Here is a 21981-nt window from a genome sequence, read left to right on the forward strand (position 1 = left end):
GCCGCCGCGCGCCCCGCGTCACCGGAACCCGAACCGCCGGCGCAGCACGATCAGCGCCGCGAGGCTCAGCACGGCCGCGAACATCAGGTAGAAGCTCGGCGCCGTCTTCATCCCGGTCGCGCGGATCAGCCACGCGATGATGAACGGCCCGAAGCCGCCGAAGATCGTCACCGCGACGTTATATGCAAGCGACATCCCCGTCGTGCGCGTCTGCACCGGAAACACTTCGGACAGCAGCCCCGGCAGCGCCGCGAAATAGCCAGTCATCAGGAACGCGAGCAGCACCTGCAGTGCGATCAGCGTGCCGAAGCCCGGATGCGCGACCAGATACGCGAACGCCGGATAGATCAGCACGAGGATGCCGACGGCCGGCGCGAGCATCACGCGCACGCGTCCGTACCGATCCGACCAGTGGCCGACGAGCGGCGCGAACGCCATCTGGATCATGCCGACGACGAGGATCGCGGCGAACGCGGCCGACGGCGCAAGCCCGAGCTGCTTCACGCCGTAGGTCGGCATGAACAGCACGAGATAGGTCGCGACCGTGCCGAGCACCACCACACCCATCGCGGCGACGAGCCGTGCCTTGTGCGACGCGAACGTGTCGCGCAGCGGGCTCGCGGTGCTTTCGGCGGCGAGGAATTCGGGCGTCTCGTCGACCTTCGAGCGGATGTAGTACGCGACGGGCCCGAGCAGCAGCCCGAAGAAAAACGGGATGCGCCAGCCCCACGCGGCCATCTGGTCGGCCGTGAGCTGTGCGTTCAGCGCGGTGCCGAACCCGGCGGCGAGCAGCGTCGTGAGCCCCTGGCTCGCGACCTGCCAGCTTGCGAAGAAGCCGCGCCGGCCCGGCACGTGCTCGGCCAGGAACGCGGTCGCGCTGCCGAATTCGCCGCCGGCCGAGAAACCCTGCATCAGCCGCGCGGCGACGAGGATCAGCGGCGCGGCAACGCCGATCGTCTGGTAGGTCGGCAGCACCGCGATCACCAGCGTGCCGGCCATCATCAACAGGATCGACAGCGTGAGCGCGGCCTTGCGGCCCGCGCGGTCGGCGTACGCGCCGAGCACGATCGCGCCGAGCGGGCGCATGAAGAACGACACGCCGAACGTGCCGAGCGTGAGCAGCAGCGACACGGTGTCGTTGCCGGCCGGGAAGAACAGCTTCGAGATCGTCACCGCGAAGAAGCCGTAGACGACGAGGTCGAACCACTCGAGCGCGTTGCCGATCGACGCGGCGACCACCGCGCGCCACACGCGCGGCGACGAGGCAATGGAGCTGGACTGCGTGACGGCGTGCATCGGCGATCTCCTTGTCGTTGTACGTTGTATCCGGCGCGCCGGTTCTCGCGCCGCGAGCTGCGCCGACGATTATAGGCGCGCAAAAAAAACCGCCGCGCCCCCTGCAAACGGGAGCGCGGCGGCTGGCTCGCGACGGGCTGGCAGCGCGACGCGCCGGCCGGCCCGGTCGGGCGCGTTACTGCTGCTTGACGGCTTCGGCCGTGATCAGCAGCTTCGTCTTCATCTTGAAGCCGTACTGCTTGCCGTAGTCGAGGCCGAAATCGTCGCGGCTGAATTCGCCGACCGCGTCGACGCCGCACACTTCGCGCTTGAGCATCGGATGCGGCATGCACTTGAACGAATCGATCTTCAGCGTGACCGGCTTCGTGACGCCGTGCAGCGTCAGGTTACCGACCACCGACACCGGCTTGTCGCCGTCGAACTTGATGGCACCCTTGTAGTTCGCCTGCGGGAACTTGGAGACGTCGAAGAACTCCGCCGTCTGCAGGTGCTCGTCGAGCTTCGCGCTGCCCGTGTGGATCGACGCGATGTCGGTCGTCACGTCGACCGTACCGGTCTTCGCCGCGCGGTCGAGCGTCACGGTGCCGCTCGACTTGTCGAACTTGCCGCGCCAGACCGACAGGCCGCCGAAGTGGTCGGCCTCGAAGCTCGGGTACGTATGGCTCGGGTCGAACTGGTACGTCGCGCTGTCGGCGAATGCCGAGAACGACAACGAAGCGGCCAGCGCGCCCGCGGCGATGATCAGATGCTTTTTCAAACGCTTTCTCCTTGGAACAGCGCCGCGCCCTCGCGCGGCATTCGGGGTGATGCGACAGCCCGCCGCTTACTTCGTGGCGACGAGATGGAACTTGATCTGCACTTCGTCGGCGACGATCGACGTGTCCTTCCACTCGCCGGTGCCGACGTTGAACGCCGAACGCTTGATCGGCAGCACGCCGTCGAAGGTCTGCGTCGCGCCGCTCTGCGTGACCGTGACGGGCACCGTGACGATCTCGGACTTGCCCTTGATCGTCAGCTTGCCGGTCACGTTGTACTTGTTGCCGCCCGCCGGCGCGATCGCCGACGACGCGAAGGTCGCCTGCGGATACGCCTTCGCGTCGAACCAGTCCTTGCCCGCGACCTGGTCGTTGTACATCTTGTCGCCGAGGTCGAAGCTCGCGATGTCGATCGTCATTTGCGCGCTGCCCTGAGTGGCCTTGGCCGGGTCGAACTTCACCTGCGCGGAGAACTTCCTGAATGCGCCTTCGGTCGGCACGTTCATCTGCTTCGACACGGCGGACACCTTGCTCTTCGAGAGATCGACGTCGGCATGCGCCGCGGCCGACGCGACGAGTGACACCGCGGCGAACGCGGTCAGCATGGAGCGGGAGAAAGACACTTTCATGGGATCCTTCATTTGGCGGAGGGAAGCATCCGCGACAGCAGGCCGTCGCGGTCCAACAACTGGTGCTTGAACGCCGCGAGCACGTGCATGGCGACGAGCGCAAGCAGAATGTAATTCAAAGACACGTGCAGCGTCTTGAAGGTTTCCTTCAGCGCGGGATCCGGATCGATCAGGCGCGGCAGCGGCACGATGCCGAGATAGACGACCGGGATGTTCGACGCGGAGCTGTACAGGTAGCCCGTCAGCGGAATCACGATCATCAGCACGTACAGCAGCATGTGCACGCCATGCGACACCGCACGCTGCCACGCCGGCGTGCCGCCCGGCAGCGGCGGCGGCAGGTGCGTCGCGCGCCACAGCACGCGCACGACGGCCAGCGCGAACACCGTCACGCCGATCCACTTGTGCCACGAGAAGTACTTGAGCTTCGTCGGCGTGAAGCCGGGGATGTCGGTCATCACCCAGCCGAGTGCGAAGCCGCAGACGATCAGCAGCGCGATCAGCCAGTGCAGCGCGATCGCGGTGTGCGCGTAGCGTGCCGGCGCGGCCGGCGGCGATTTCGATGTCATCATGGATTCCTCAGTTGAGCGAACGGCTGCGCCGGTAAATTCGTCCGACGCTTGTCAAGGCCGCCATGCTACCGCAACCTTTTGTCACGCGCGGACTCTGAGGACAGGCGCGCCAGCCCGCTGCCAGGTTTGCGCCATGTTACCGCCCGGTCACCCGGCAACCGGGCGTTGACACGCCGAAAAAGCCGTTTTGGTAAGATTGGCGCGGGTTCCGGCCCCGTCGACGCGTTCCCCCGCCCGTCGCACAACCGCCTTTTCCATGCAACGACACGACCTGATTGCCTGCCACGAATGCGACGCACTGTTGCATAAACCGCGCCTGAGCGGTCGCGAAATCGCGCGCTGCCCGCGCTGCGACGCGCTGCTCTATCGCAACAGCACCACGCAGATCGAGCGCATCAGCGCGCTTGCGGTCGCGGCGCTCGTCACGTTCGTCATCGCGCAGGCGTTCCCGATCCTCGAAATGGACCTCAACGGCACCCGCGTGCAGACGACGCTGATCGGCGCGATCGACGCGCTGTGGCATCAGGGCATGGAGGTCGTCGGCGTGATGGTGTTCTGCTCGACCGTGCTGTTCCCGCTCGTCGAGATGGCCGCGCTGCTTTACGTGCTGCTGCCGATCCGGCGTGGCGTCGTGCCACCGGGCCTCAATTTCGTGCTGCGCACGATCCAGCTCGTGCGGCCGTGGGGAATGATCGAGGTGTTCATGCTCGGGATCGTCGTGACGATCGTGAAGATGGTGAGCCTCGCGCGCGTCGTGCCCGACGCCGCGCTGTTCGCGTTCGGCGCGCTCACACTGATGACCGCCGTCGTGCTGATGTTCGATCCACGCACGCTGTGGGACATCGCCGACGACCTGCGCGCCGGGCGCGCGCCCGCCTCGCCCGACGGCACCACTCCGCCGCCGCAAGCGCCCCGCCAATGACGATGCCGACCGCCGCCCGCGAGGGCTACGCCAGCTGCCACGCATGCGGGCTCGTGCAGACGATCGACCATCCGCACGCGCATTGCGCGCGCTGCGGCAGCACGCTTCACTTCCGCACGCCGAACAGCGTCATGCGCACGTGGGCGCTGCTGATCGCGGCCGCGATCCTCTATATCCCGGCGAACCTGCTGCCGATCATGCGCACGTCGTCGATCGTCGGCTCGCAGGAGGACACGATCATGAGCGGCGTCATCTATTTCTGGACGTCCGGCGACTGGCCGCTCGCGGTCGTCGTGTTCGTCGCCAGCATCCTCGTGCCGATGCTCAAGCTCGGCGTGCTGACGATCCTCGTCGGCACCGCGCAGCGGCGCACCGTGTGGCGGCCGCTGCAGCGCACGCGCCTGTACCGGATCGTCGAGCGGATCGGCCGCTGGTCGATGCTCGACATCTTCGTCGTGACGCTCACCGTCGCGCTCGTCCATTTCCGTTCGCTCGCCGTCATCACGGCCGGCCCCGGCGCGCTCGCGTTCGGCTCGGTCGTGATCCTGACGATGCTCGCGTCGATGCAGTTCGATCCCCGCCTGATCTGGGATCCAGTCGAAACCTCAGGGAAACACCATGAATAGTCCGCAAGGCCCGCAGGAAGACGCGTCCCGGCCGCCCGATCCGGCGATCTCGACGAAAAGCGGCTGGCTGCCGTCGCTCGTCTGGCTCGTGCCGCTGATCGCCGCGCTGATCGGTATCGGCCTCGTGATCAAGTCCGTGCGCGAGCGCGGCCCGGAAGTCACGATCAGCTTCCACAGTGCGGAAGGACTCGAGCCGGGCAAGACGCAGGTCAAGTACAAGGACGTCGAAATCGGCATGGTCAAGACGATCAAGCTGTCGAAGGACCTGTCGCGCGTGCTCGTCCAGGTGCAGTTGAAGAAGGAGGCCGAGGACTTCGCGGTCAAGGGCTCGCGCTTCTGGATCGTGCGTCCGCGCGTCGGTGCGACCGGTGTGTCGGGGCTCGGCACGCTGCTGTCGGGCGCGTACATCGGCGTCGATGCCGGCCACGGGCAGGACACGCAGACCGACTTCACCGGCCTCGAGACGCCGCCGGCGGTGACCGGCGACCAGAAGGGCACGCAGTACGTGCTGCGCGGCGATTCGCTCGGCTCGGTCGACATTGGCTCGCCCGTCTACTACCGCCGCGTGCAGGTCGGCCAGGTGGTCGGCTTCTCGCTCGACAAGGACGGCACGGGCGTCACGTTCAACGTGTTCGTCAACGCGCCGTACGACCAGTACGTCGGCGTGAACTCGCGCTGGTGGCAGGCGAGCGGCGTCGACCTGCGGCTCGATTCGAGCGGCCTGAAGCTGAACACGCAGTCGCTCGCGACGGTGATCCTCGGCGGCATCGCGTTCCAGACGCCGCCGAACCAGGACAGCGGCGCGACGGCGCCGAACAACACGACCTTCCGCCTCGGCTCCGACGAAACGGACGCGATGCGCGATCCGGACGGCCAGCCGCTGCAGGTCGTGATGAACTTCAACCAGTCGCTGCGCGGGCTCGCGGTAGGCGCGCCGGTCGACTTCCGCGGCATCGTGCTCGGCGAAGTGACGAACATCGGCATCGACTTCGATCCGAAGACCAAGAACTTCCTGATGCCGGTGACGATGAACGTGTATCCGGAGCGGCTCGGCCCGCGCTTCCGCGAAACGATCGAGAGCAAGGGCGAAGCGGGCCGCCGCGAGATCGTCGAGCGCCTCGTCAGGCACGGGCTGCGCGGCCAGCTGCGCACCGGCAACCTGCTGACGAGCCAGTTGTACGTCGCGCTCGACTTCTTCCCGAAGGCGCCGGTCGTGAAGATCGACGCGGCACGCCAGCCGCTCGAGCTGCCCACCGTGCCGAACACGCTCGACGAACTGCAACTGCAGGTCGCCGATATCGCGAAGAAGCTCGACAAGGTGCCGTTCGACCAGATCGGCGCGAACCTGAACAGCGCTCTGTCGAACGCCGACAAGCTGTTCAAGCAGCTCGACACGCAGGTCGCGCCGGAAGCGCGCGACACGCTGTCGGCCGCGAAGCAGACCTTCTCGACCGCAGAGGCCACGCTGCAGCAGGATTCGCCGCTGCAGTCCGACGTGCGCGGCGCGCTGAAGGAACTCACGCGCACGCTGCAATCGCTGAACGCGCTCGCCGACTATCTGGAGCGCCATCCCGAATCGCTGCTCAAGGGCAAGCCAGGAGATCGATAATGACGACGACACGCGTGAACATCCTCGCGAGCGGCGCGGCGGCAGTCTTCGCCGCGCTCGCGCTCGCCGCGTGCAGCTCGCCGCCCGCGCGGTTCTATACGCTGAGCCCGGCCGACGCCGCCGCGCCCGTGCGCACCGCGCCCGCCAACCCGTCGTTCCTGATCGAGGTGCCGTCCGTCGGCGTGCCTGAGCAGGTCGCGAAGAACCAGCTCGTCGTGCAGAAGAACGCCGCGCAGGTCGACGTGCTCGAGCAGGAGCGCTGGGCCGCGCCGCCCGCCGACGAAATCCGCCGCGCGTTGTCCGACGACCTCGCCGCGCAGCTCGGCACGATCGACGTCGCGAATTCCGCGTATCCGGCCGGCGTGCCCGTCTATCGGATCAGCGTGAACGTGCAGCGCTTCGAGTCGTGGCCCGGCAAACGCGCGGCGATCGATGCGGTGTGGAGCGTGCGCGCGCTCGGCACGCAGGCCGTGATGACGTGTCGCACGAGCGTCGCGGAACCGGTCGCCGACGGCTATGACGCGCTCGTCGCGGGCCACCGGCGCGCGCTCGACGTGATCGCATCGCAGGCCGCGTCCGGCGTGCGCGCGATGGCCGCGCGGCACGGCGCCGCGGCTGCGTCGACCACCTCGACGACCGCATCCGGCAAGGCAACGGCCGCCGCGCCCGCCGTGCCCTGCCCGACCGGTCCGACACCCGGCGACGACGCGGGCGCGACCGGCAAGTCCGGCAAGTCCGGCGCGTAAGCGCAACGCGCGGGCCGGCGTCCGACGCATGTGCGCGATGCGGCTGCACTCGGCACACACCGCCCGATAGTCGTCGTCGGCATCGATCCGCGTGCGCGTGCGACCGCGCACGCGAACCTGCCGCTCTTGCCACCCTCGGCGCTTCGGCCGATGCTGCTCTACCTCCATCGGCCGGAAGGCCGCTTTGCATTGTTTGTCAAAATCCGCCGGAACCGGCTCCACGCAACACGGTCGGCTTGCGTTTTCGTGCCCGATTGACGATCCTACGCACTTTCCGGCTCGCGCCGCTCGTCGCACGCCCGCCGGCGGCGATCCGCCCGTCATGTCGGGTCCGAGCGCCACGTCTCCCGGAGCGCGCATGCGTGTCCGCGTGCACCGCACCGGGGCAGCCGCATCGCGGGTCGCCGCGCATCGTCCGGCCATCCGACCAGTCTCACCGTTCTCCCCGGCGCCGCGCCGTGTTCCGGCCGGCATCCCGAACCCGCCCGTCCCGGGCTTTCGCTATTCCGTTTATGTTTCGTTCCCTGACGACCCTGATCAAGAAGTGGCGCGCGTCGCGCAATGCCGGCCACCAGCTCGATGCGCTGCTCGCGCATGCCGACGCGGACGCGCCGTACGCCGAGCGCAGCGAATGGCTGATCGAGCTCGCGCACTGGCTGCGCCGCAACGGCGCGATGCAGGTCGCGCACGACGCACCGGCCGAACGCGACGCCGGCGCGCGCGCGTACCGGGCGCACGCGCGGTTGCGCTACCTGTTCCACGTGCTCGACCGCAATCCCGCATGGAAATCGCATGCCGCGCGTATCCTGCGCGGGATCCTGCGCGAATGCGATGGCATCTCGCTGCTGTGCGACGCGGGGATGCCCGTGCATTCCGGTTTCTTCGGCGCGCTGTTCGAGCGCATCGATACGTCGCTGATCCCGCCCGCGCCGAACCGCCGCGAACTGACGGCGCTGTTCACGCTGATGTTCCCGACGCCCGAAGACGCGCAATGGATCGACGCGCTGCCCGACGACCTGCTCGCCCGCCTCGCCGAGCTGATCTCGTTCGACGTCACCGACGAAGAGCGCCACGAGCCCGGCTCGTTCTCGCGCGACCTGCTCGCCGCCCTGCACAACCTGACCTGCCAGATCAGCTCGACCGGCCTGTCGCAGACGGTGCGCAGCCGCCTGTCCGACGACGACGCGCGCAAGCCGCTCGAAACGCAGCCGTTCTATCGGCTCACGCGCGCGATGCTCGCGGTCGAGACCGCGCACGCGGCCGTCGAGGACGGCGGCGACCCGAGCAAGCTGCTGCACGAGGTGAACTACCTGCGCGTGCTGCTCGACGAATGCCGGATCGCCGTCGACGACGTGTTCGCGCACCTGTACCGCAACGGCGTGTCGGTCGACATCGTGTTCCAGGTCGAACGCATGCGCATGCGCATCCTGCGCGCGGAAATGCTGCTCAACGCGTGGATGGCACGCGACGACCTGCGCGGGATGGCGCGCCTGACGGCCGAGCTCGTCGACGCGAACCAGAACAGCCAGAGCGTGTCGCACCTCGTGCGCAGCAACTTCTCGCTGTTCGCGCGCAAGCTCGTCGAGACCAACGCGGACACCGGCGAGCACTACATCTCGCGCGGCCGCGCCGAGTACCTGAAGATGCTGCGGATGGCCGCGGGCGGCGGGCTCGTCACCGTCGTGACCGTGTGCGTGAAGTTCGCGATCACCGGTGCGCACCTGCAGTCGATGCTCGAAGGACTGCTCGCGGGCGTCAACTACGCGGCGAGCTTCATGTTGATGCACTTCCTGCACTTCACGCTCGCGACCAAGCAACCCGCGATGACTGCGCCGACGCTCGCGCGCGAGCTCGACGACACCGGTCACGAGGAAGGCGTGAAGGCGTTCGTCGCATCGGTGATCGCGCTGATCCGCACGCAGGCCGCGGCGATTTCCGGCAACGTGCTCGTCGTGCTGCCGGTGTGCCTGCTCGTGCAGCTGTTCGCGGGCAACCTGCTGCACGCGAACCTGATCTCGCCGGAGAAGGCGCACGCGACGCTGCATTCGTTCTCGCTGCTGGGCCCGACGCCATTCTATGCGGCGCTCACGGGCGTGCTGCTGTGGGCGTCGAGCCTGCTCGCAGGCTGGGCCGACAACTGGTTCGTGCTGCATCGGGTCGGCGACGCGCTCACGTACAACCGACGGCTGCGGCTCACGCTCGGTGCGTCGGGTGCCGCGAAACTCGCGCACTTCTGTCGCTCGAACGTCGCGGGCGTGGTTGCCAACGTCGGTCTCGGCCTGATGCTCGGCCTGATCCCGGCGATCGTCACCGTGTTCCTGTTCCCGTTCGAGGTGCGCCACGTGACGCTGTCGGCCGGGTCGATCGGGATCGCGCTCGGCGTGCTCGGCAAGGGCGCGCTCGGCACGCCCGAGCTGTGGTGGGCCTGCGCCGGCGTCCTGAGCATGGCGATCCTCAACGTGCTCGTGAGCTTCGCGCTCGCGTTCACGATGGCCGTGCGCTCGCGCAGCCTGCGCCGCACCAAGGTGCGCGCGCTGGTCGGCGCGATCGTCCGCACGGTGCTGTCGAAGCCGTCCGCGCTGTTCTGGCCGGCCGGCACCCCGGCCGCCCGCGCCAGCCAGCCGGGCTCGCACTGATCCTTCGACGGCGGCGTGCCAACCCGCGCAGGCACCGCCGCGCGGGCCCGCCGGCTCGCCGTCACGGCCGGCGCGCCGGCGCCGGCGTCCCGAATCGGATGCAACGCCGGCTCCGGCGGCTCGCGCCGCGTACAATAGTGGACTTTTGCACGTCCTCACCCGCCTTATGTCCTCGCCCACCCTGTACGAATTCTTCGCTCCCTGCCCGCGCGGCCTCGAAGCGGCGCTTGCCGCCGAGCTGGCCGAAATCGCCGGCCGACATCTGGACGGTGCGCCGTTCACCGCGGGCGCGCAGGTGCCGGGCGGCGTTCATTTCCGGGGCGGCTGGGCGGCCGGCATGGCCGCGAACCTCCATTCGCGAATCGCGAGCCGGATCCTGCTGAAGATCGCACACCGCCCGTACCGCAACGAACAGGACGTCTACGCGCTCGCGCTCGAGCAGCCGTGGGAACGCTGGTTCGCATCGACGCAGACGCTTCGCGTCGACATCACCGCGATCAAGTCGCCGCTGAAGAGCCTCGAATTCGCGACGCTGCGCGTGAAGGACGCGATCTGCGACCGGATGCGCGACAAGACCGGCGCGCGCCCGAGCATCGACACCGGCGCGCCGGACGTGCGCGTGTTCGCGTTCCTGACGGCCACCGAGTGCACGCTGTACCTCGATACGTCGGGCGAGCCGCTGTTCAAGCGCGGCTGGCGCCTCGACAAGGGCGCGGCGCCGCTGCGCGAAAACCTCGCGGCCGGCATCCTGCGCCTGACGGGCTGGACGCCCGGCACGCCGCTGTACGACCCGATGTGCGGCAGCGGCACCTTCCTCGCGGAAGCCGCGCAGATCGCGCTCGGCGTCGCACCGGGCGTCGAGCGCCGGTTCGGCTTCGAAAAGCTCAAGCAGTACGACATCACCGCATGGCAGGGCCTGAAGGTCGCGGCGCTCGACGCGAAGCGCGCGGCGCGCGGCAAGCGCGATTCGCTCGGCGTGTACGGCAGCGACATCTCGGGCGACATGCTCGAGAAGGCGCGCGCGAACCTCGAGCGCGCGGGCGTGCCGTCGGTGTGGCTCAAGCAGGTCGACGCGCGCGGGATGACGCCGCCGTGCGACGGCCCGGGCATCATCCTCGCGAACCCGCCGTACGGCGAGCGGATCGAGGTACGCGGCCGCAGCGCGCGCGGCGAGGTCCGCGAGACCGGCCGCAACCGCGGCAACGACGACGCCTTCCGCCGCACGCACACCGACGCGCCGGACAGCGAATTCTTCAACGCGCTGGGCGATGCGCTCAAGCAGCGCTTCACGGGCTGGCAGGCGTTCCTGCTGACGTCGGACCGGTCGCTGCCGGGCCAGCTGCGCCTGCGCGAATCGGCGAAGACACCACTGTTCAACGGCGCGCTCGAATGCCGGCTGTTCCGCTTCGACCTGATCGCCGGCAGCGTGAAGGCACGCCCGGCCGCGCGTGAGGGCGACGCCTGACACGCGAGACGGCCGTCGCGGCCGCCTGCTGACACCCACACGACGCCCGGCCTGAGCCGGGCGTTTTGCTTTCCACAGCCCCCACGCGGGCGGCGCCCCGCGTGCCGCCCCGCCACCCGCGCGCCGATGCGGTTCCCGCACCGCCCTTGCCCGCCCAAGCCGTCAGGTTCGCCCTTTTGTCAGCACCGCCACGACTACTGACAGCACGCTGTCAGCAGCACCCGATCACACTGCAATCCCGGCGCAATGCAAGGCTGGTTTCCATCAAGAACCCGAACAACAAGGAGCTCGTCATGACGTCCGCAACTGCAACCGAAACCGCCACCGTGGAACGCGCGATCGCGTGGTTCGACATCCCGTCCCTCGATTTCGACCGGGCGATCCGTTTCTACGAAACCGTGCTGCAGACGACACTGCAGCGCGAAGTCATCGGCGGCGTGCCGATGGCCGTGTTCGATCACGAAGCATCGAGCACGGGCGGCAGCATCGTGTTCGATCCGCAGCAGATGAAGCCGAGCGCGAACGGCGTGCTCGTGTACCTGAACGCCGGGGAATCGGTCGTCGCGGCGCTCGAGCGCGCGAAGCGCGCGGGCGGCGTCGTGCAAGGCTCGGTCGTCGAGCTGCCGAACAACTACGGCTACATCGGCTACCTGATCGATACCGAAGGCAACCGCGTCGGCCTGCACGCACCGAAATGCCACTGAGCGCGTCCACGGTCCGGCCGGCGCGGCGCTATCATCGCGAAGTCCCCGTAGCCGTTGGAGTCGAGGTCCATCCATGACGCGCCGTGCCGACCGCCTGTTCCAGATTGCCGAGCTGCTGCGCGGGCGTCGTCTCACGACCGCGCAGCAGCTCGCCGACTGGCTGTCGGTGTCGCCGCGCACGGTCTATCGCGACGTGCGCGACCTGCAACTGTCAGGGGTGCCGATCGAAGGCGAAGCCGGCATCGGCTACCGGCTGAACCGCAACGCGAGCCTGCCGCCGCTCACGTTCACCGCCGAGGAGCTCGCGGCGCTCGCGGCCGGCGCGCGGATGCTCGAAACCTGGGGCGGCGCGCGCTTCGCGGGCGGCGCGCGTTCGGCGCTCGCGAAGATCGCGTCGGCGATGCCGGCCGACAAGCGCACCGCGCTCGATCGCCTGCCGGTGTTCGCGCCGTCGTTCCACATCGACGAGACGTTCTGCGCGAAAGTCGACGCAATCCACCAGGCGGTCGACACGCGTCACATCGTCAGCTTCGACTACCGCGACCGGCTCGGCGCGCACACGAAGCGCCGCGTGTGGCCGCTTGGGCTCGTCTACTGGGGCGGACGCTGGACGATCGGCGCGTGGTGCGAGCTGCGCGACGACTTCCGCACCTTCGACATCGCGCGGATGGGCGACATCACCGTGCACGAGCAGTTTCCGGACATGGAAGGCCGGCGCATCGCCGACTACATGCGGATCGCGGAAGCGCCGATGCGCTGACGCGCGCCGCCGCCACTCGCATGCCGGGGCGTCCGCGCCCCGGCAACGCCCGTCATTCCCCGAACACGACCGACCGCTTCGGCCGCTCGTCGACGTGCAGCGAAAACACGTCGGGGCGCGCATAGTGCCCGACCACGTCGAAGTCGTAACGCGCACGCACGAGCTCGTCCGTATCGATGCGCGCGGTCACGAGCCCGGCCTCGCCGATCAGCGGCTCCGTCAGCAGGTCACCGAGCGGCCCGACGATCACGCTGCCGCCGCGGATCAGCGGCCGCTCGGGATCCCAGCCCGGCACGTCGATGCCGAGCACGCGCGGCGACGGCTGCACCTGGCACGCGCTCACGACGAAGCAGCGCCCTTCGTGCGCGATGTGCCGCATCGAGTTTTGCCACAGGTCGCGCTCGTCGACGGTCGGCGCGCACCAGATCTGCACGCCTTTCGCATACATCGCGCACCGCAGCAGCGGCATGTGGTTCTCCCAGCAGATCGCGGCGCCCGCACGGCCCGCGGCCGTGTCGATCACCGGCAGGGTCGAGCCGTCGCCCTGCCCCCAGATCAGCCGCTCGGTGCCGGTCGGCATCAGCTTGCGGTGCTTCGCGACGAGCCCGTCGCGCGGATCGAAGAACAGCGCCGTGCAGTAAAGCGTGCTGCCGCCACGCTCGATCACGCCGACCACGAGGCTCGCGCCCGTGCGCTGCGACAGCGCGGCCAGTTCGTCGGTTTCGGGCCCCGGCACGTCGATCGCCTGTGCGGCGTAGCGCGCATACGCGTCGCGGCCTTCGGGCAGCCGGTAGCCGAGCCGCGTGCCGAAGATCTCGCCCTTTGGATAGCCGCCGAGTACGGCCTCGGGCAACAGGACGAGCGACGCGCCGCTGTCGCGGATCGCGGCTTCGTAGCCGAGGATCGTGTCGAGCGTGGCGCGCGTGCCGGCGGGCGATGCGCCGATCTGCAACGCGGCGATGACTGAGTTGGACATGAAGGCGTCTCCGGTGAGTGGGTGACGCCATCTTTATCGATATCATTTCATCGATCAAATCGATAAAGCGATAACTGACATGAATGCGGATGATATCGCCGCGCTCGACCTGAACCTGCTGAAGGTGTTCGAGGCGCTGTACGAGGAAGGCGGCGCGAGCCGCGCGGCGCTGCGGCTCGGCCTCACGCAATCGGCGGCGAGCGCGGCGCTCGCGCGGCTGCGCGTGATCTACGCCGATCCGCTGTTCGTGCGCACCGGCCGCGGGCTCGCGCCGACGCCACGCGCCGACGAACTGAAGCCGATCCTGTCCGACGCGCTCGACCGCTGCCGCGCAAGCCTCGCGATCGCGGCCGACGGCGGCGAGCGGGTCGGCCGTACGATCTCGATCGGGTTGTCGGACGACTTCGAGATCGCGCTCGGCCGCGCGCTGATCGACGCGGTCGCCCGCGAAGCCGCGGGCATCCGGCTGATCTTCCGGCAGACGCACAGCGGCATCGCGGGCGACGCGCTGCTGCGGCACGGCGTCGATCTCGCGATCGCGTCGGGCGGGTTCTCGGCGAACGGGTTGAGCCGGCGCGCGGTCGCGACAGGCGGCTACGCATGCCTGATCGATCCGGCCGGCCGCGCGCACGCGCCGAGCACGCTCGCGCTCGCGCTCGCCGATTTCGTGCAGCGCGATCACCTGCTCGTGTCGTCGGGCGGCGTGATCGGGATCGTCGACGAAGCGCTGGCCGCGCTCGGCCACAAACGGCGCGTCGCGGCGTCGACCACGCATTTCGCGGCGCTGCCGTACCTGCTCGCCGGCTCCGACGCGGTGGCGACGATTCCGGCGCACGCGGCACGCGCGATCGCGCAGTCGACGTCGCTGCGCGCGCTCGCGTGCCCGGTCGAGCTGCCGCGCTATCCGGTGGAAATTGGCTGGCGCACGAGCACGCAGCGCGACCCGGCAATCGTGCGCGTGCGGGATACGATCGCCGCCTGCGTCGCAACGATCGTCGCACCGTGAAAAACGGGGCGCGATTCGGCGCGTAACGGTCGGACCGCCCTGGCTGGCCGCCAGCCTAGGCAGGCGGCGCCGCCGGAACGCGTCGCGGCGATCGGGCAGACCCGTTGCCGCCACGAGAACGACCGGGGTCGGATTCGTCTAACCTGACGACCGGCAGCGTCCGGGCGCAACCGGTAAAATGCCGAACCATGAAACCCGAAATCTGGACCCCGCATGTGACCGTCGCGGCGCTCGTCGAGCGTGCCGGTCGCTTTCTCGTGATCGAGGAAGAAACCTCGACGGGCCTGCGCATCAACCAGCCGGCCGGCCATCTCGAAGCCGGCGAGACGCTCGCCGACGCCGTGATCCGCGAGACGCTCGAGGAAACCGCGCATCCGTTCGTCCCCGACGCGCTCGTCGGCGTCTATCTCGCGCACTACGACCGCCCGGACAGCACCGGCGCGACGTACCTGCGCTTCACGTTCTGCGGCACGGCTGGCGAGCCGCTGCCGGGCCACATGCTCGACGACGGCATCGTCCGCACGCTGTGGATGAGCGCCGACGAACTGCGCGCGTGCAGCGAGCGCCATCGCTCGCCGGCGGTGATGCGCTGCGTCGACGACTATCTCGCCGGGCGGCGCATTCCGCTCGATTTCGTGCACACGCATTCGGTCGCGCCGCGCCCGGAAGCATTCGACCGTCAGGCGGTAAACAAATGAGCAAGCGCCGTGTAGTAGTGGGCATGTCGGGCGGCGTCGATTCGTCGGTGACCGCGTGGCTGCTGAAGGAACAGGGGTACGACGTGGTCGGCCTGTTCATGAAGAACTGGGAAGACGACGACGACGGCGAATACTGCTCGACGCGCCAGGACTGGATCGACGTGGTGTCGGTGGCCGACCTGATCGGCATCGACGTGGAAGCCGTGAACTTCGCGGCCGAATACAAGGACCGCGTGTTCGCCGAATTCCTGCGCGAATACTCGGCCGGCCGCACGCCGAACCCGGACGTGCTGTGCAACGCCGAGATCAAGTTCAAGGCGTTCCTCGACCACGCGATGTCGCTCGATGCGGAAATGATCGCAACCGGCCACTACGCGCGCGTGCGCGAGCGCGCCGGTCGCTTCGAACTGCTGAAGGCGTTCGATCATACGAAGGATCAGTCGTACTTCCTGCACCGGCTGAACCAGGCGCAGCTGTCGAAGACGATGTTCCCGCTCGGCGAGATCCCGAAGACGAAGGTGCGCGAGATCGCCGCGCAGATCGGCCTGCCGAACGCGAAGAAGAAGGACTCGACTGGTATCTGCTTCATCGGCGAACGGCCGTTCCGCGACTTCCTGAACCGCTATCTTCCGACGAAACCAGGCCCGATGAAGACGCCCGACGGCAAGGTGGTCGGCGAGCACATCGGCCTCGCGTTCTACACGTTCGGCCAGCGCAAGGGCATCGGCCTCGGCGGCAGCAAGGACGGCAGCGGCGAACCGTGGTTCGTCGCGGCGAAGGACATTGCGTCGAACACGCTGTACGTCGTGCAGGGCCACGACCACCCGTGGCTGCTGTCGCGCGAGCTCGTCGCCGGCAACGTGAGCTGGGTCGCGGGCGAGCCGCCGGCCGACGGCTTCTCGTGCGGAGCGAAGACGCGCTACCGGCAGGCCGACGCGGCCTGCACGTTCGGCCGGGCCGCGTTCGGCCGGGCCGCGCTCGGCCGGGCCGACGGCGAACGCTTCTCGCTCGCGTTCGACGACGCGCAATGGGCGGTCACGCCCGGCCAGTCGGCCGTGCTGTACGACGGCGAGATCTGCCTCGGCGGCGGCATCATCGAGTTCGCGGCCACCGGCCAGCCCGGCCAGACGGCGCCGTCGGCAACGCACGCGGGCGCGCTCGCGGAAGCACGCTGACATCCATTCGGTTTAGACTTGCGGCACGCCGCGCCCGGCGGAACACGATTCCGCCGCGGCCGGTGCGCCGCCGCGCAGCGTACGCATGGCGGCATTTCAAGATGCTTACGGAGCCCCCATGCTTTCACGACGCTACCTCGCGATGTGGTGTGCCGTCCTGCTGCTCGTTGCTGCGGCCGCACTCGCGTCGATCCACGTGCTTTCCTGGCTGTGGATCATCCTCCCCGTCGCCCTCGTCGCCCTCGGCCTGTACGACCTGAACCAGGACCGTCACGCGATCCTGCGCAATTATCCGCTCTGGGGTCATTTCCGCTTCCTGTTCGAGTTCATCCGCCCCGAGATCCGCCAGTATTTCGTCGAGGACGACACCGACGAGAAGCCGTTCTCGCGCGCGCAGCGCAGCCTCGTCTACCAGCGCGCGAAGAACGTCGCCGACAATCGCCCGTACGGTACCGAGCTGAACGTGAAGGCCGTCGCGCACGAATGGATCAGCCACTCGCTCGCGCCGACGAAGCTGCCGAACCATGACTTCCGCATCCGGGTCGGCGCGAACCGCGCGCAGCCGTACGACATCTCGATCTTCAACATCTCGGCGATGAGCTTCGGCTCGCTGTCCGCGAACGCGATCCGCTCGCTGAACCTCGGCGCGAAGAAAGGCGGATTCGCGCACGACACCGGCGAAGGCTCGCTGTCGAAGTACCACCGCGAGAACGGCGGCGACATCATCTGGGAAATCGCATCCGGCTACTTCGGCTGCCGCAACGACGACGGCACGTTCAATCCGGACAAGTTCGCGAAGCAGGCCGCCGATCCGCAGGTCAAGATGATCGAGATCAAGCTGTCGCAAGGCGCGAAGCCGGGCCACGGCGGCGTGCTGCCGGCCGCGAAGATCACGCCCGAGATCGCCGAGACACGCGGCGTGCCGATGGGCAAGGACTGCATCTCGCCCGCGACGCACTCGGAATTCTCGACGCCGCGCGGGCTGCTCGAATTCGTCGAGCGGTTGCGCACGCTGTCGGGCGGCAAGCCGACCGGCTTCAAGCTGTGCATCGGGCATCCGTGGGAATTCTTCGGGATCGCGAAGGCGATGATCGAAACGGGCATCGTGCCGGACTTCATCGTCGTCGACGGTGCGGAAGGCGGGACCGGCGCGGCGCCGCTCGAATTCACCGACCACGTCGGCGTGCCGCTGCAGGAAGGGTTGCTGCTGGTGCACAACACGCTCGTCGGCATCGGCGTGCGCGACCGCGTGAAGATCGGCGCGAGCGGCAAGATCATCACCGCGTTCGACATCGCGCGCACGCTCGCGATCGGCGCGGACTGGGTGAATTCGGCGCGCGGCTTCATGTTCGCGGTCGGCTGCATCCAGGCGCAGCACTGCCACACCGACCGCTGCCCGACCGGCGTCGCCACGCAGGACCCGGTTCGCCAGCGCGCCATCGTCGTGCCCGACAAGGCGGAACGCGTGTACAACTTCCACCGCAATACGCTGCATGCGCTGCAGGAACTCGTGCAGGCGGCCGGCCTCGGCCATCCGTCCGAGCTGCGCGCGCATCACATCGTGCAGCGGGTCGCGCCGCACGAGGTGCGGCTGATGTCGCAGCTGCTGAAGTACCTGAAGCCCGGCGCGCTGCTCGACGGCCACACCTGCGGCTATACGCTGTACGACAAGTGGTGGCCGATCGCGCGCAGCGATTCGTTCGTGCTCGGGGAGACCGTTTACGCGTCGATCGAGTGACGCGATCGCCAGCCGCCGGGCGGCTCGCCATAAAAAAGCGCCCCGCGGGGCGCTTTTCTTTTGTCTGCGCGATCCGCCGCCGGCGGTCGGTCAGCCCTGCGGCAGCGTATCGACGAACGTCTGCCGCTGCGACAGCTTCACGAAGTGCTTGTCGAGGTTCGGATGGCGATCGCGCCAGTTGAGTTCGGGCATCCGGAAGTCGAGGTAGCCGAGCGCGCAGCCAAGTGCGATGTCGGCGAGCGTGTAATGATTACCGACGCACCACGTCTTGCCGCCGAGGCCTTGCGACATCGCGACGAGCGCGTCGTCGATCTTGCGCTGCTGGCGCGAGACCCAGCTCGCGCTGCGCTGCGCTTCGTCGCGCAGCGTGTGTTCGAGACGAATCGCCACGGCCGCGTCGAGCACGCCGTCACCCAGCGCCTCCCAGCAACGCACTTCGACACGCTCACGCCCCGACGGCGGAATCAGCTTGCCGACCGGCGACAGCGTATCGACGTATTCGCAGATCACGCGGGAATCGAACACCGCGGCACCATCCTCCATCACGAGACACGGGACCTTGCCGAGCGGATTCGATGCATGAATGTCCGTCTCCGGCGCCCACACGTTCTCGAGCTCCAGCTTGTAGTCGATCTTCTTTTCAGCAAGCACGATCCGCGCCTTTCGGACGTACGGGCTGCTGAGCGAACCGATTAATTTCATCATCTGCCTTTTTAAGGGAACCGCCGAGAGTATACGTTGTCGCCGATCATAACCGGCCGGCGTGGCCGGGCAGAAAATCGCCCGTCCGGCCTGTGGATGGTTTGCAACAGCCATCGCCGAGCCCCGTCCGGCGCGGCTTGCAGCCGCGCCACTCACGCGTCGCGTCCGGCGGCGCTACAATCGCACGATGAATGCGCCCCTCGATACCGCCATCGCCGTCGACGTCTACCGCCAGCGCCGCGAACGCGTGCTTGCCGCACTGCGCGCCGCGGGCGGCGGCGTCGCCATCGTTCCCACCGCGCCGGAAATGCTGCGCAACCGCGATACGGCCTTCCCGTACCGGCATGACAGCTACTTTCACTACCTGACGGGCTTCACCGAGCCGGATGGCATGCTCGTGCTGAACGCGGCCGGGTCGCACGGCACGCCGGAATCGATCCTGTTCTGCCGCGCGAAGAATGCCGACCGCGAGATCTGGGAAGGCTTCCATTACGGGCCCGAGGCCGCGCGCGATGCGTTCGGCTTCGACGCGGCCTACGCGGTCGACGTGATCGACACCGAAATGCCGCGCCTGCTCGCCGATGCGGGCACCGTGCACTATCGGTTCGGCGCCTCGGCCGAGTTCGACCGCCAGCTCGCCGGCTGGATCGACGCGGTGCGCGCGCAGGCGCGCACGGGCGTCGCCGCGCCGGACGCGCTGCTCGACCTCACGCCGCTCGTCGACGACATGCGGCTCGTGAAGGACGAACACGAACTCGCGATCATGATGCGTGCCGCGCACATCTCCGCGCTCGCGCACCGTCGCGCGATGCAGGTGTGCCGCCCGGGTATCCGCGAATACGAACTCGAGGCCGAGCTGCTGTACACCTTCCGCAAGCATGGCGCGCAGGCGCCCGCGTACGGCTCGATCGTCGCGGCCGGCGCGAACGCGTGCGTGCTGCACTACCCGGCCGGCAACGCGGCCGCGCGCGACGGCGACCTGATCCTGATCGATGCCGCGTGCGAACTCGACGGCTACGCGTCGGACATCACGCGCACGTTCCCGGCCAACGGGCGCTTCTCGCCCGCGCAGCGCACGCTGTACGACATCGTGCTCGCCGCGCAGCAGGCCGCGATCGACGCGACGCGCGCGGGCGTATCGTTCGAGGCGCCGCACGACGCAGCCGTGCGCGTGCTGGCGCAAGGGTTGCTCGATACGGGCATCATCCCGAAGACGCGCTTCTCGAACGTCGACGACGTGATCGCCGAGCGCGCATATGCACGCTTCTACATGCACCGCACCGGCCACTGGATCGGCATGGACGTGCACGATTGCGGCGATTACCGCGAGCGGCTCGCCGCACGCGATGCCGACGGCGCGTTGCCGTGGCGCACGCTGAAACCCGGCATGACGCTTACCGTCGAGCCGGGCCTGTACGTGCGCGCAGCCGACGACGTGCCGTCCGAATACTGGAACATCGGCATCCGCATCGAGGACGACGCGATCGTGCGCGAGCACGGTTGCGAGCTGATCACGCGCGACGTGCCGGTGGCGGCCGCCGAGATCGAGGCGCTGATGCGCGCGGGCGCGGCGCACGGCGCGTGAGCGTGCCGCGGGTTGCCCTCGCCCCGCTGTCGAGCCACCGTTGTCTCGCTGTTGACCGCCGTTGACCGTTACCCCGTTTCACGAACACTGATGACGACCGCTTCCTCCCCGGCCACGCCGGACTACGATCTCGCCATCGTCGGCGCGGGCCCCGTCGGGCTCGCGCTCGCCGGCTGGCTCGCCCGACGCAGCGCGACGCAGCACGCGACGATCGCGCTGATCGATGCGCGCGAGCCGGCCGCGAGCGCGAACGATCCGCGCGCGATCGCCGTGTCGCACGGCAGCCGCGTGCTGCTCGACACGCTCGGATGGCCGGGCGACGCGACACCGATCGAACACATCCATGTCTCGCAGCGCGGCCATTTCGGCCGCACGCTGATCGAACGCGACGAGCACGACCTCGCCGCGCTCGGCTACGTCGTACGCTACGGTTCGATCGTGCAGGCGCTCGCGCAGGCCGTGCGCGGCACGCGCGTCGACTGGCTCACGTCGACCACCGCACGCACGCCGCAACAGGACGCCGACGGCGTCACGCTGACGCTCGACGGCCCGCAAGGCGAGCGCATGCTGCGCGCGCGCATCGTCGTCAACGCCGAAGGCGGGCTGTTCCACGAACAGCAGGCCGATACCGGCAAGCATCGCCGCGACTACGGTCAGACCGCGATCGTCGGCACGGTCACGGTCTCGGCGCCGCGCCCGAACGTCGCATGGGAACGCTTCACGCACGAAGGCCCGCTCGCGCTGCTGCCACTTGGCGGTGCCGCGTACTCGCTCGTGTGGTGCTGCACGCCCGACGAAGCGGCCCGCCGCGCCGCCCTTCCCGACGACGCGTTCCTGCGCGAACTCGGCGCTGCCTTCGGCGAGCGGATGGGGCAGTTCGTCGCGATCGCGGGGCGTGCATCGTTTCCGCTCGGGCTGAACGCCGCACAAACGCTCGTCAGCGGGCGCATCGCGATCGTCGGCAACGCCGCTCAAACGCTGCATCCGGTCGCCGGCCAGGGGCTCAACCTCGGGCTGCGCGATGCGCATACGCTCGTCGACGTACTGTCCACCCAAGGCTTCGAAGCGACCGCGCTCGCAACCTTCAACGCGCGGCGTGCGCTGGACCGGCGCTTCACGATCGGCGCGACCGACACGCTCGCGCGGCTGTTCACGGTCGACACCGGCCCCCTTCCGCTGTTGCGCGGCGCGGCGCTTACCGCGCTCGAATTCGTCCCGCCGCTGAAGAAGGCGATCGCGCGCCAGATGATGTTCGGCCAGCGCAACTGACGCGCGGCGCGGCGCGCGTTGCGTCTCATCGGCGCCGCGCAAACCGGGTCAAATCGGCGGGGCATGGGAATACGGTAAAATGCGCGTTTTCCCTCCGCCCTTTTTTGCCCGC

General features: G+C 68.7%; 20 protein-coding genes. 14 read left to right on the forward strand and 6 right to left on the reverse strand.

From position 1 onward, the window contains the following. Nucleotides 1-18: 18 nt before the first annotated feature. The 4 genes from ACV22W_RS18270 to ACV22W_RS18285 form a co-directional block, all read right to left on the reverse strand. Nucleotides 19-1296 (reverse strand): MFS transporter, encoded by a 1278-nt coding sequence (locus tag ACV22W_RS18270; protein WP_448020872.1) that lies wholly within the window; start codon nucleotides 1294-1296, stop codon nucleotides 19-21. 175 nt (nucleotides 1297-1471) lie between these two features. Continuing rightward, on the reverse strand, nucleotides 1472-2053 hold the full coding sequence (locus ACV22W_RS18275) for a YceI family protein (RefSeq protein ID WP_059535372.1): 582 nt from the start codon (nucleotides 2051-2053) through the stop codon (nucleotides 1472-1474). 66 nt (nucleotides 2054-2119) lie between these two features. Further along, on the reverse strand, nucleotides 2120-2680 hold the full coding sequence (locus ACV22W_RS18280) for a YceI family protein (RefSeq protein WP_448020873.1): 561 nt from the start codon (nucleotides 2678-2680) through the stop codon (nucleotides 2120-2122). A gap of 8 nt (nucleotides 2681-2688) precedes the next feature. Continuing rightward, on the reverse strand, nucleotides 2689-3249 hold the full coding sequence (locus ACV22W_RS18285; protein ID WP_448021021.1) for a cytochrome b: 561 nt from the start codon (nucleotides 3247-3249) through the stop codon (nucleotides 2689-2691). A gap of 259 nt (nucleotides 3250-3508) precedes the next feature. On the opposite strand from ACV22W_RS18285, the gene ACV22W_RS18290 reads away from it, so the two are divergent. The 8 genes from ACV22W_RS18290 (at nucleotide 3509) to ACV22W_RS18325 (ending at nucleotide 12720) form a co-directional block, all read left to right on the forward strand. After that, a complete protein-coding gene (locus ACV22W_RS18290; RefSeq protein WP_448020874.1) occupies nucleotides 3509-4174 on the forward strand; it encodes a paraquat-inducible protein A in 666 nt (221 codons plus the stop codon). After that, on the forward strand, nucleotides 4171-4800 hold the full coding sequence (locus ACV22W_RS18295; protein WP_448020875.1) for a paraquat-inducible protein A: 630 nt from the start codon (nucleotides 4171-4173) through the stop codon (nucleotides 4798-4800). Before ACV22W_RS18290 ends, ACV22W_RS18295 begins: the two co-directional genes overlap by 4 nt. Then, nucleotides 4793-6409, forward strand: coding sequence for a PqiB family protein (locus ACV22W_RS18300; protein ID WP_448020877.1), 1617 nt, complete (start codon nucleotides 4793-4795; stop codon nucleotides 6407-6409). The genes ACV22W_RS18295 and ACV22W_RS18300 overlap by 8 nt, the downstream gene beginning before the upstream one ends. Next, nucleotides 6409-7155 carry a PqiC family protein gene (locus tag ACV22W_RS18305; RefSeq protein WP_448020879.1) on the forward strand — a complete coding sequence of 249 codons (747 nt, stop codon included), beginning with the start codon at nucleotides 6409-6411 and terminating at the stop codon, nucleotides 7153-7155. Before ACV22W_RS18300 ends, ACV22W_RS18305 begins: the two co-directional genes overlap by 1 nt. Nucleotides 7156-7667: 512 nt before the next feature. Further along, nucleotides 7668-9791, forward strand: a complete 2124-nt coding sequence (locus tag ACV22W_RS18310; protein WP_448020880.1) for a site-specific recombinase — start codon at nucleotides 7668-7670, stop codon at nucleotides 9789-9791. A 166-nt stretch (nucleotides 9792-9957) separates the two neighbouring features. Beyond that, nucleotides 9958-11256 (forward strand): THUMP domain-containing class I SAM-dependent RNA methyltransferase, encoded by a 1299-nt coding sequence (locus ACV22W_RS18315; RefSeq protein WP_448020882.1) that lies wholly within the window; start codon nucleotides 9958-9960, stop codon nucleotides 11254-11256. A 293-nt stretch (nucleotides 11257-11549) separates the two neighbouring features. Continuing rightward, nucleotides 11550-11960, forward strand: coding sequence for a VOC family protein (locus ACV22W_RS18320; RefSeq protein WP_448020883.1), 411 nt, complete (start codon nucleotides 11550-11552; stop codon nucleotides 11958-11960). Between the two features lie 73 nt (nucleotides 11961-12033). Continuing rightward, the gene (locus ACV22W_RS18325; protein ID WP_124610543.1) at nucleotides 12034-12720 is read left to right on the forward strand and encodes a helix-turn-helix transcriptional regulator; all 687 of its coding nucleotides are present in this window, start codon (nucleotides 12034-12036) and stop codon (nucleotides 12718-12720) included. A gap of 52 nt (nucleotides 12721-12772) precedes the next feature. Here the strand turns inward: ACV22W_RS18325 and ACV22W_RS18330 are convergent, their stop codons facing one another. After that, nucleotides 12773-13696, reverse strand: a complete 924-nt coding sequence (locus ACV22W_RS18330) for a carbon-nitrogen hydrolase family protein (protein ID WP_448020884.1) — start codon at nucleotides 13694-13696, stop codon at nucleotides 12773-12775. A gap of 79 nt (nucleotides 13697-13775) precedes the next feature. Between ACV22W_RS18330 and ACV22W_RS18335 the strand changes: the two genes are divergently transcribed. The 4 genes from ACV22W_RS18335 to ACV22W_RS18350 all read left to right on the forward strand — a co-directional run bounded on the left by ACV22W_RS18335 (nucleotide 13776) and on the right by ACV22W_RS18350 (nucleotide 18313). Continuing rightward, on the forward strand, nucleotides 13776-14702 hold the full coding sequence (locus ACV22W_RS18335; RefSeq protein ID WP_448020885.1) for a LysR family transcriptional regulator: 927 nt from the start codon (nucleotides 13776-13778) through the stop codon (nucleotides 14700-14702). 188 nt (nucleotides 14703-14890) lie between these two features. After that, a complete protein-coding gene (locus ACV22W_RS18340) occupies nucleotides 14891-15400 on the forward strand; it encodes an NUDIX hydrolase (protein ID WP_448020887.1) in 510 nt (169 codons plus the stop codon). After that, entirely contained in the window at nucleotides 15397-16575 is a 1179-nt protein-coding gene (gene mnmA, locus ACV22W_RS18345) for a tRNA 2-thiouridine(34) synthase MnmA (RefSeq protein WP_448020888.1), read from the forward strand. Before ACV22W_RS18340 ends, mnmA begins: the two co-directional genes overlap by 4 nt. A gap of 118 nt (nucleotides 16576-16693) precedes the next feature. Beyond that, nucleotides 16694-18313, forward strand: coding sequence for an FMN-binding glutamate synthase family protein (locus ACV22W_RS18350; protein ID WP_448020889.1), 1620 nt, complete (start codon nucleotides 16694-16696; stop codon nucleotides 18311-18313). A gap of 90 nt (nucleotides 18314-18403) precedes the next feature. On the opposite strand, the gene ACV22W_RS18355 is transcribed toward ACV22W_RS18350, so the two are convergent. Continuing rightward, entirely contained in the window at nucleotides 18404-19015 is a 612-nt protein-coding gene (locus ACV22W_RS18355; protein WP_448021022.1) for a glutathione S-transferase family protein, read from the reverse strand. Between the two features lie 187 nt (nucleotides 19016-19202). On the opposite strand from ACV22W_RS18355, the gene ACV22W_RS18360 reads away from it, so the two are divergent. Then, nucleotides 19203-20600, forward strand: coding sequence for an aminopeptidase P N-terminal domain-containing protein (locus ACV22W_RS18360; RefSeq protein WP_448020890.1), 1398 nt, complete (start codon nucleotides 19203-19205; stop codon nucleotides 20598-20600). 90 nt (nucleotides 20601-20690) lie between these two features. Next, complete coding sequence (locus ACV22W_RS18365; RefSeq protein ID WP_448020891.1) at nucleotides 20691-21869, forward strand: UbiH/UbiF/VisC/COQ6 family ubiquinone biosynthesis hydroxylase; 1179 nt, start codon at nucleotides 20691-20693, stop codon at nucleotides 21867-21869. Nucleotides 21870-21981: the final 112 nt, after the last annotated feature.

It is taken from the genome of Burkholderia sp. AW49-1 (genome assembly GCF_053427845.1).

What these genes read in the sequence shown, in the direction of transcription:
- ACV22W_RS18270 (WP_448020872.1), bottom strand. Translation starts at nt 1,296, where the DNA reads ATGCACGCCGTCACGCAGTCCAGCTCCATTGCCTCGTCGCCGCGCGTG.
- ACV22W_RS18290 (WP_448020874.1), top strand. Translation starts at nt 3,509, where the DNA reads ATGCAACGACACGACCTGATTGCCTGCCACGAATGCGACGCACTGTTG.
- ACV22W_RS18360 (WP_448020890.1), top strand. Translation starts at nt 19,203, where the DNA reads ATGAATGCGCCCCTCGATACCGCCATCGCCGTCGACGTCTACCGCCAG.
- ACV22W_RS18325 (WP_124610543.1), top strand. Translation starts at nt 12,034, where the DNA reads ATGACGCGCCGTGCCGACCGCCTGTTCCAGATTGCCGAGCTGCTGCGC.
- ACV22W_RS18365 (WP_448020891.1), top strand. Translation starts at nt 20,691, where the DNA reads ATGACGACCGCTTCCTCCCCGGCCACGCCGGACTACGATCTCGCCATC.
- ACV22W_RS18310 (WP_448020880.1), top strand. Translation starts at nt 7,668, where the DNA reads ATGTTTCGTTCCCTGACGACCCTGATCAAGAAGTGGCGCGCGTCGCGC.
- ACV22W_RS18335 (WP_448020885.1), top strand. Translation starts at nt 13,776, where the DNA reads ATGAATGCGGATGATATCGCCGCGCTCGACCTGAACCTGCTGAAGGTG.
- ACV22W_RS18305 (WP_448020879.1), top strand. Translation starts at nt 6,409, where the DNA reads ATGACGACGACACGCGTGAACATCCTCGCGAGCGGCGCGGCGGCAGTC.
- ACV22W_RS18295 (WP_448020875.1), top strand. Translation starts at nt 4,171, where the DNA reads ATGACGATGCCGACCGCCGCCCGCGAGGGCTACGCCAGCTGCCACGCA.
- ACV22W_RS18315 (WP_448020882.1), top strand. Translation starts at nt 9,958, where the DNA reads ATGTCCTCGCCCACCCTGTACGAATTCTTCGCTCCCTGCCCGCGCGGC.
- ACV22W_RS18280 (WP_448020873.1), bottom strand. Translation starts at nt 2,680, where the DNA reads ATGAAAGTGTCTTTCTCCCGCTCCATGCTGACCGCGTTCGCCGCGGTG.
- ACV22W_RS18340 (WP_448020887.1), top strand. Translation starts at nt 14,891, where the DNA reads ATGAAACCCGAAATCTGGACCCCGCATGTGACCGTCGCGGCGCTCGTC.
- ACV22W_RS18300 (WP_448020877.1), top strand. Translation starts at nt 4,793, where the DNA reads ATGAATAGTCCGCAAGGCCCGCAGGAAGACGCGTCCCGGCCGCCCGAT.
- mnmA (WP_448020888.1), top strand. Translation starts at nt 15,397, where the DNA reads ATGAGCAAGCGCCGTGTAGTAGTGGGCATGTCGGGCGGCGTCGATTCG.
- ACV22W_RS18330 (WP_448020884.1), bottom strand. Translation starts at nt 13,696, where the DNA reads ATGTCCAACTCAGTCATCGCCGCGTTGCAGATCGGCGCATCGCCCGCC.
- ACV22W_RS18285 (WP_448021021.1), bottom strand. Translation starts at nt 3,249, where the DNA reads ATGACATCGAAATCGCCGCCGGCCGCGCCGGCACGCTACGCGCACACC.
- ACV22W_RS18320 (WP_448020883.1), top strand. Translation starts at nt 11,550, where the DNA reads ATGACGTCCGCAACTGCAACCGAAACCGCCACCGTGGAACGCGCGATC.
- ACV22W_RS18355 (WP_448021022.1), bottom strand. Translation starts at nt 19,015, where the DNA reads ATGAAATTAATCGGTTCGCTCAGCAGCCCGTACGTCCGAAAGGCGCGG.
- ACV22W_RS18350 (WP_448020889.1), top strand. Translation starts at nt 16,694, where the DNA reads ATGCTTTCACGACGCTACCTCGCGATGTGGTGTGCCGTCCTGCTGCTC.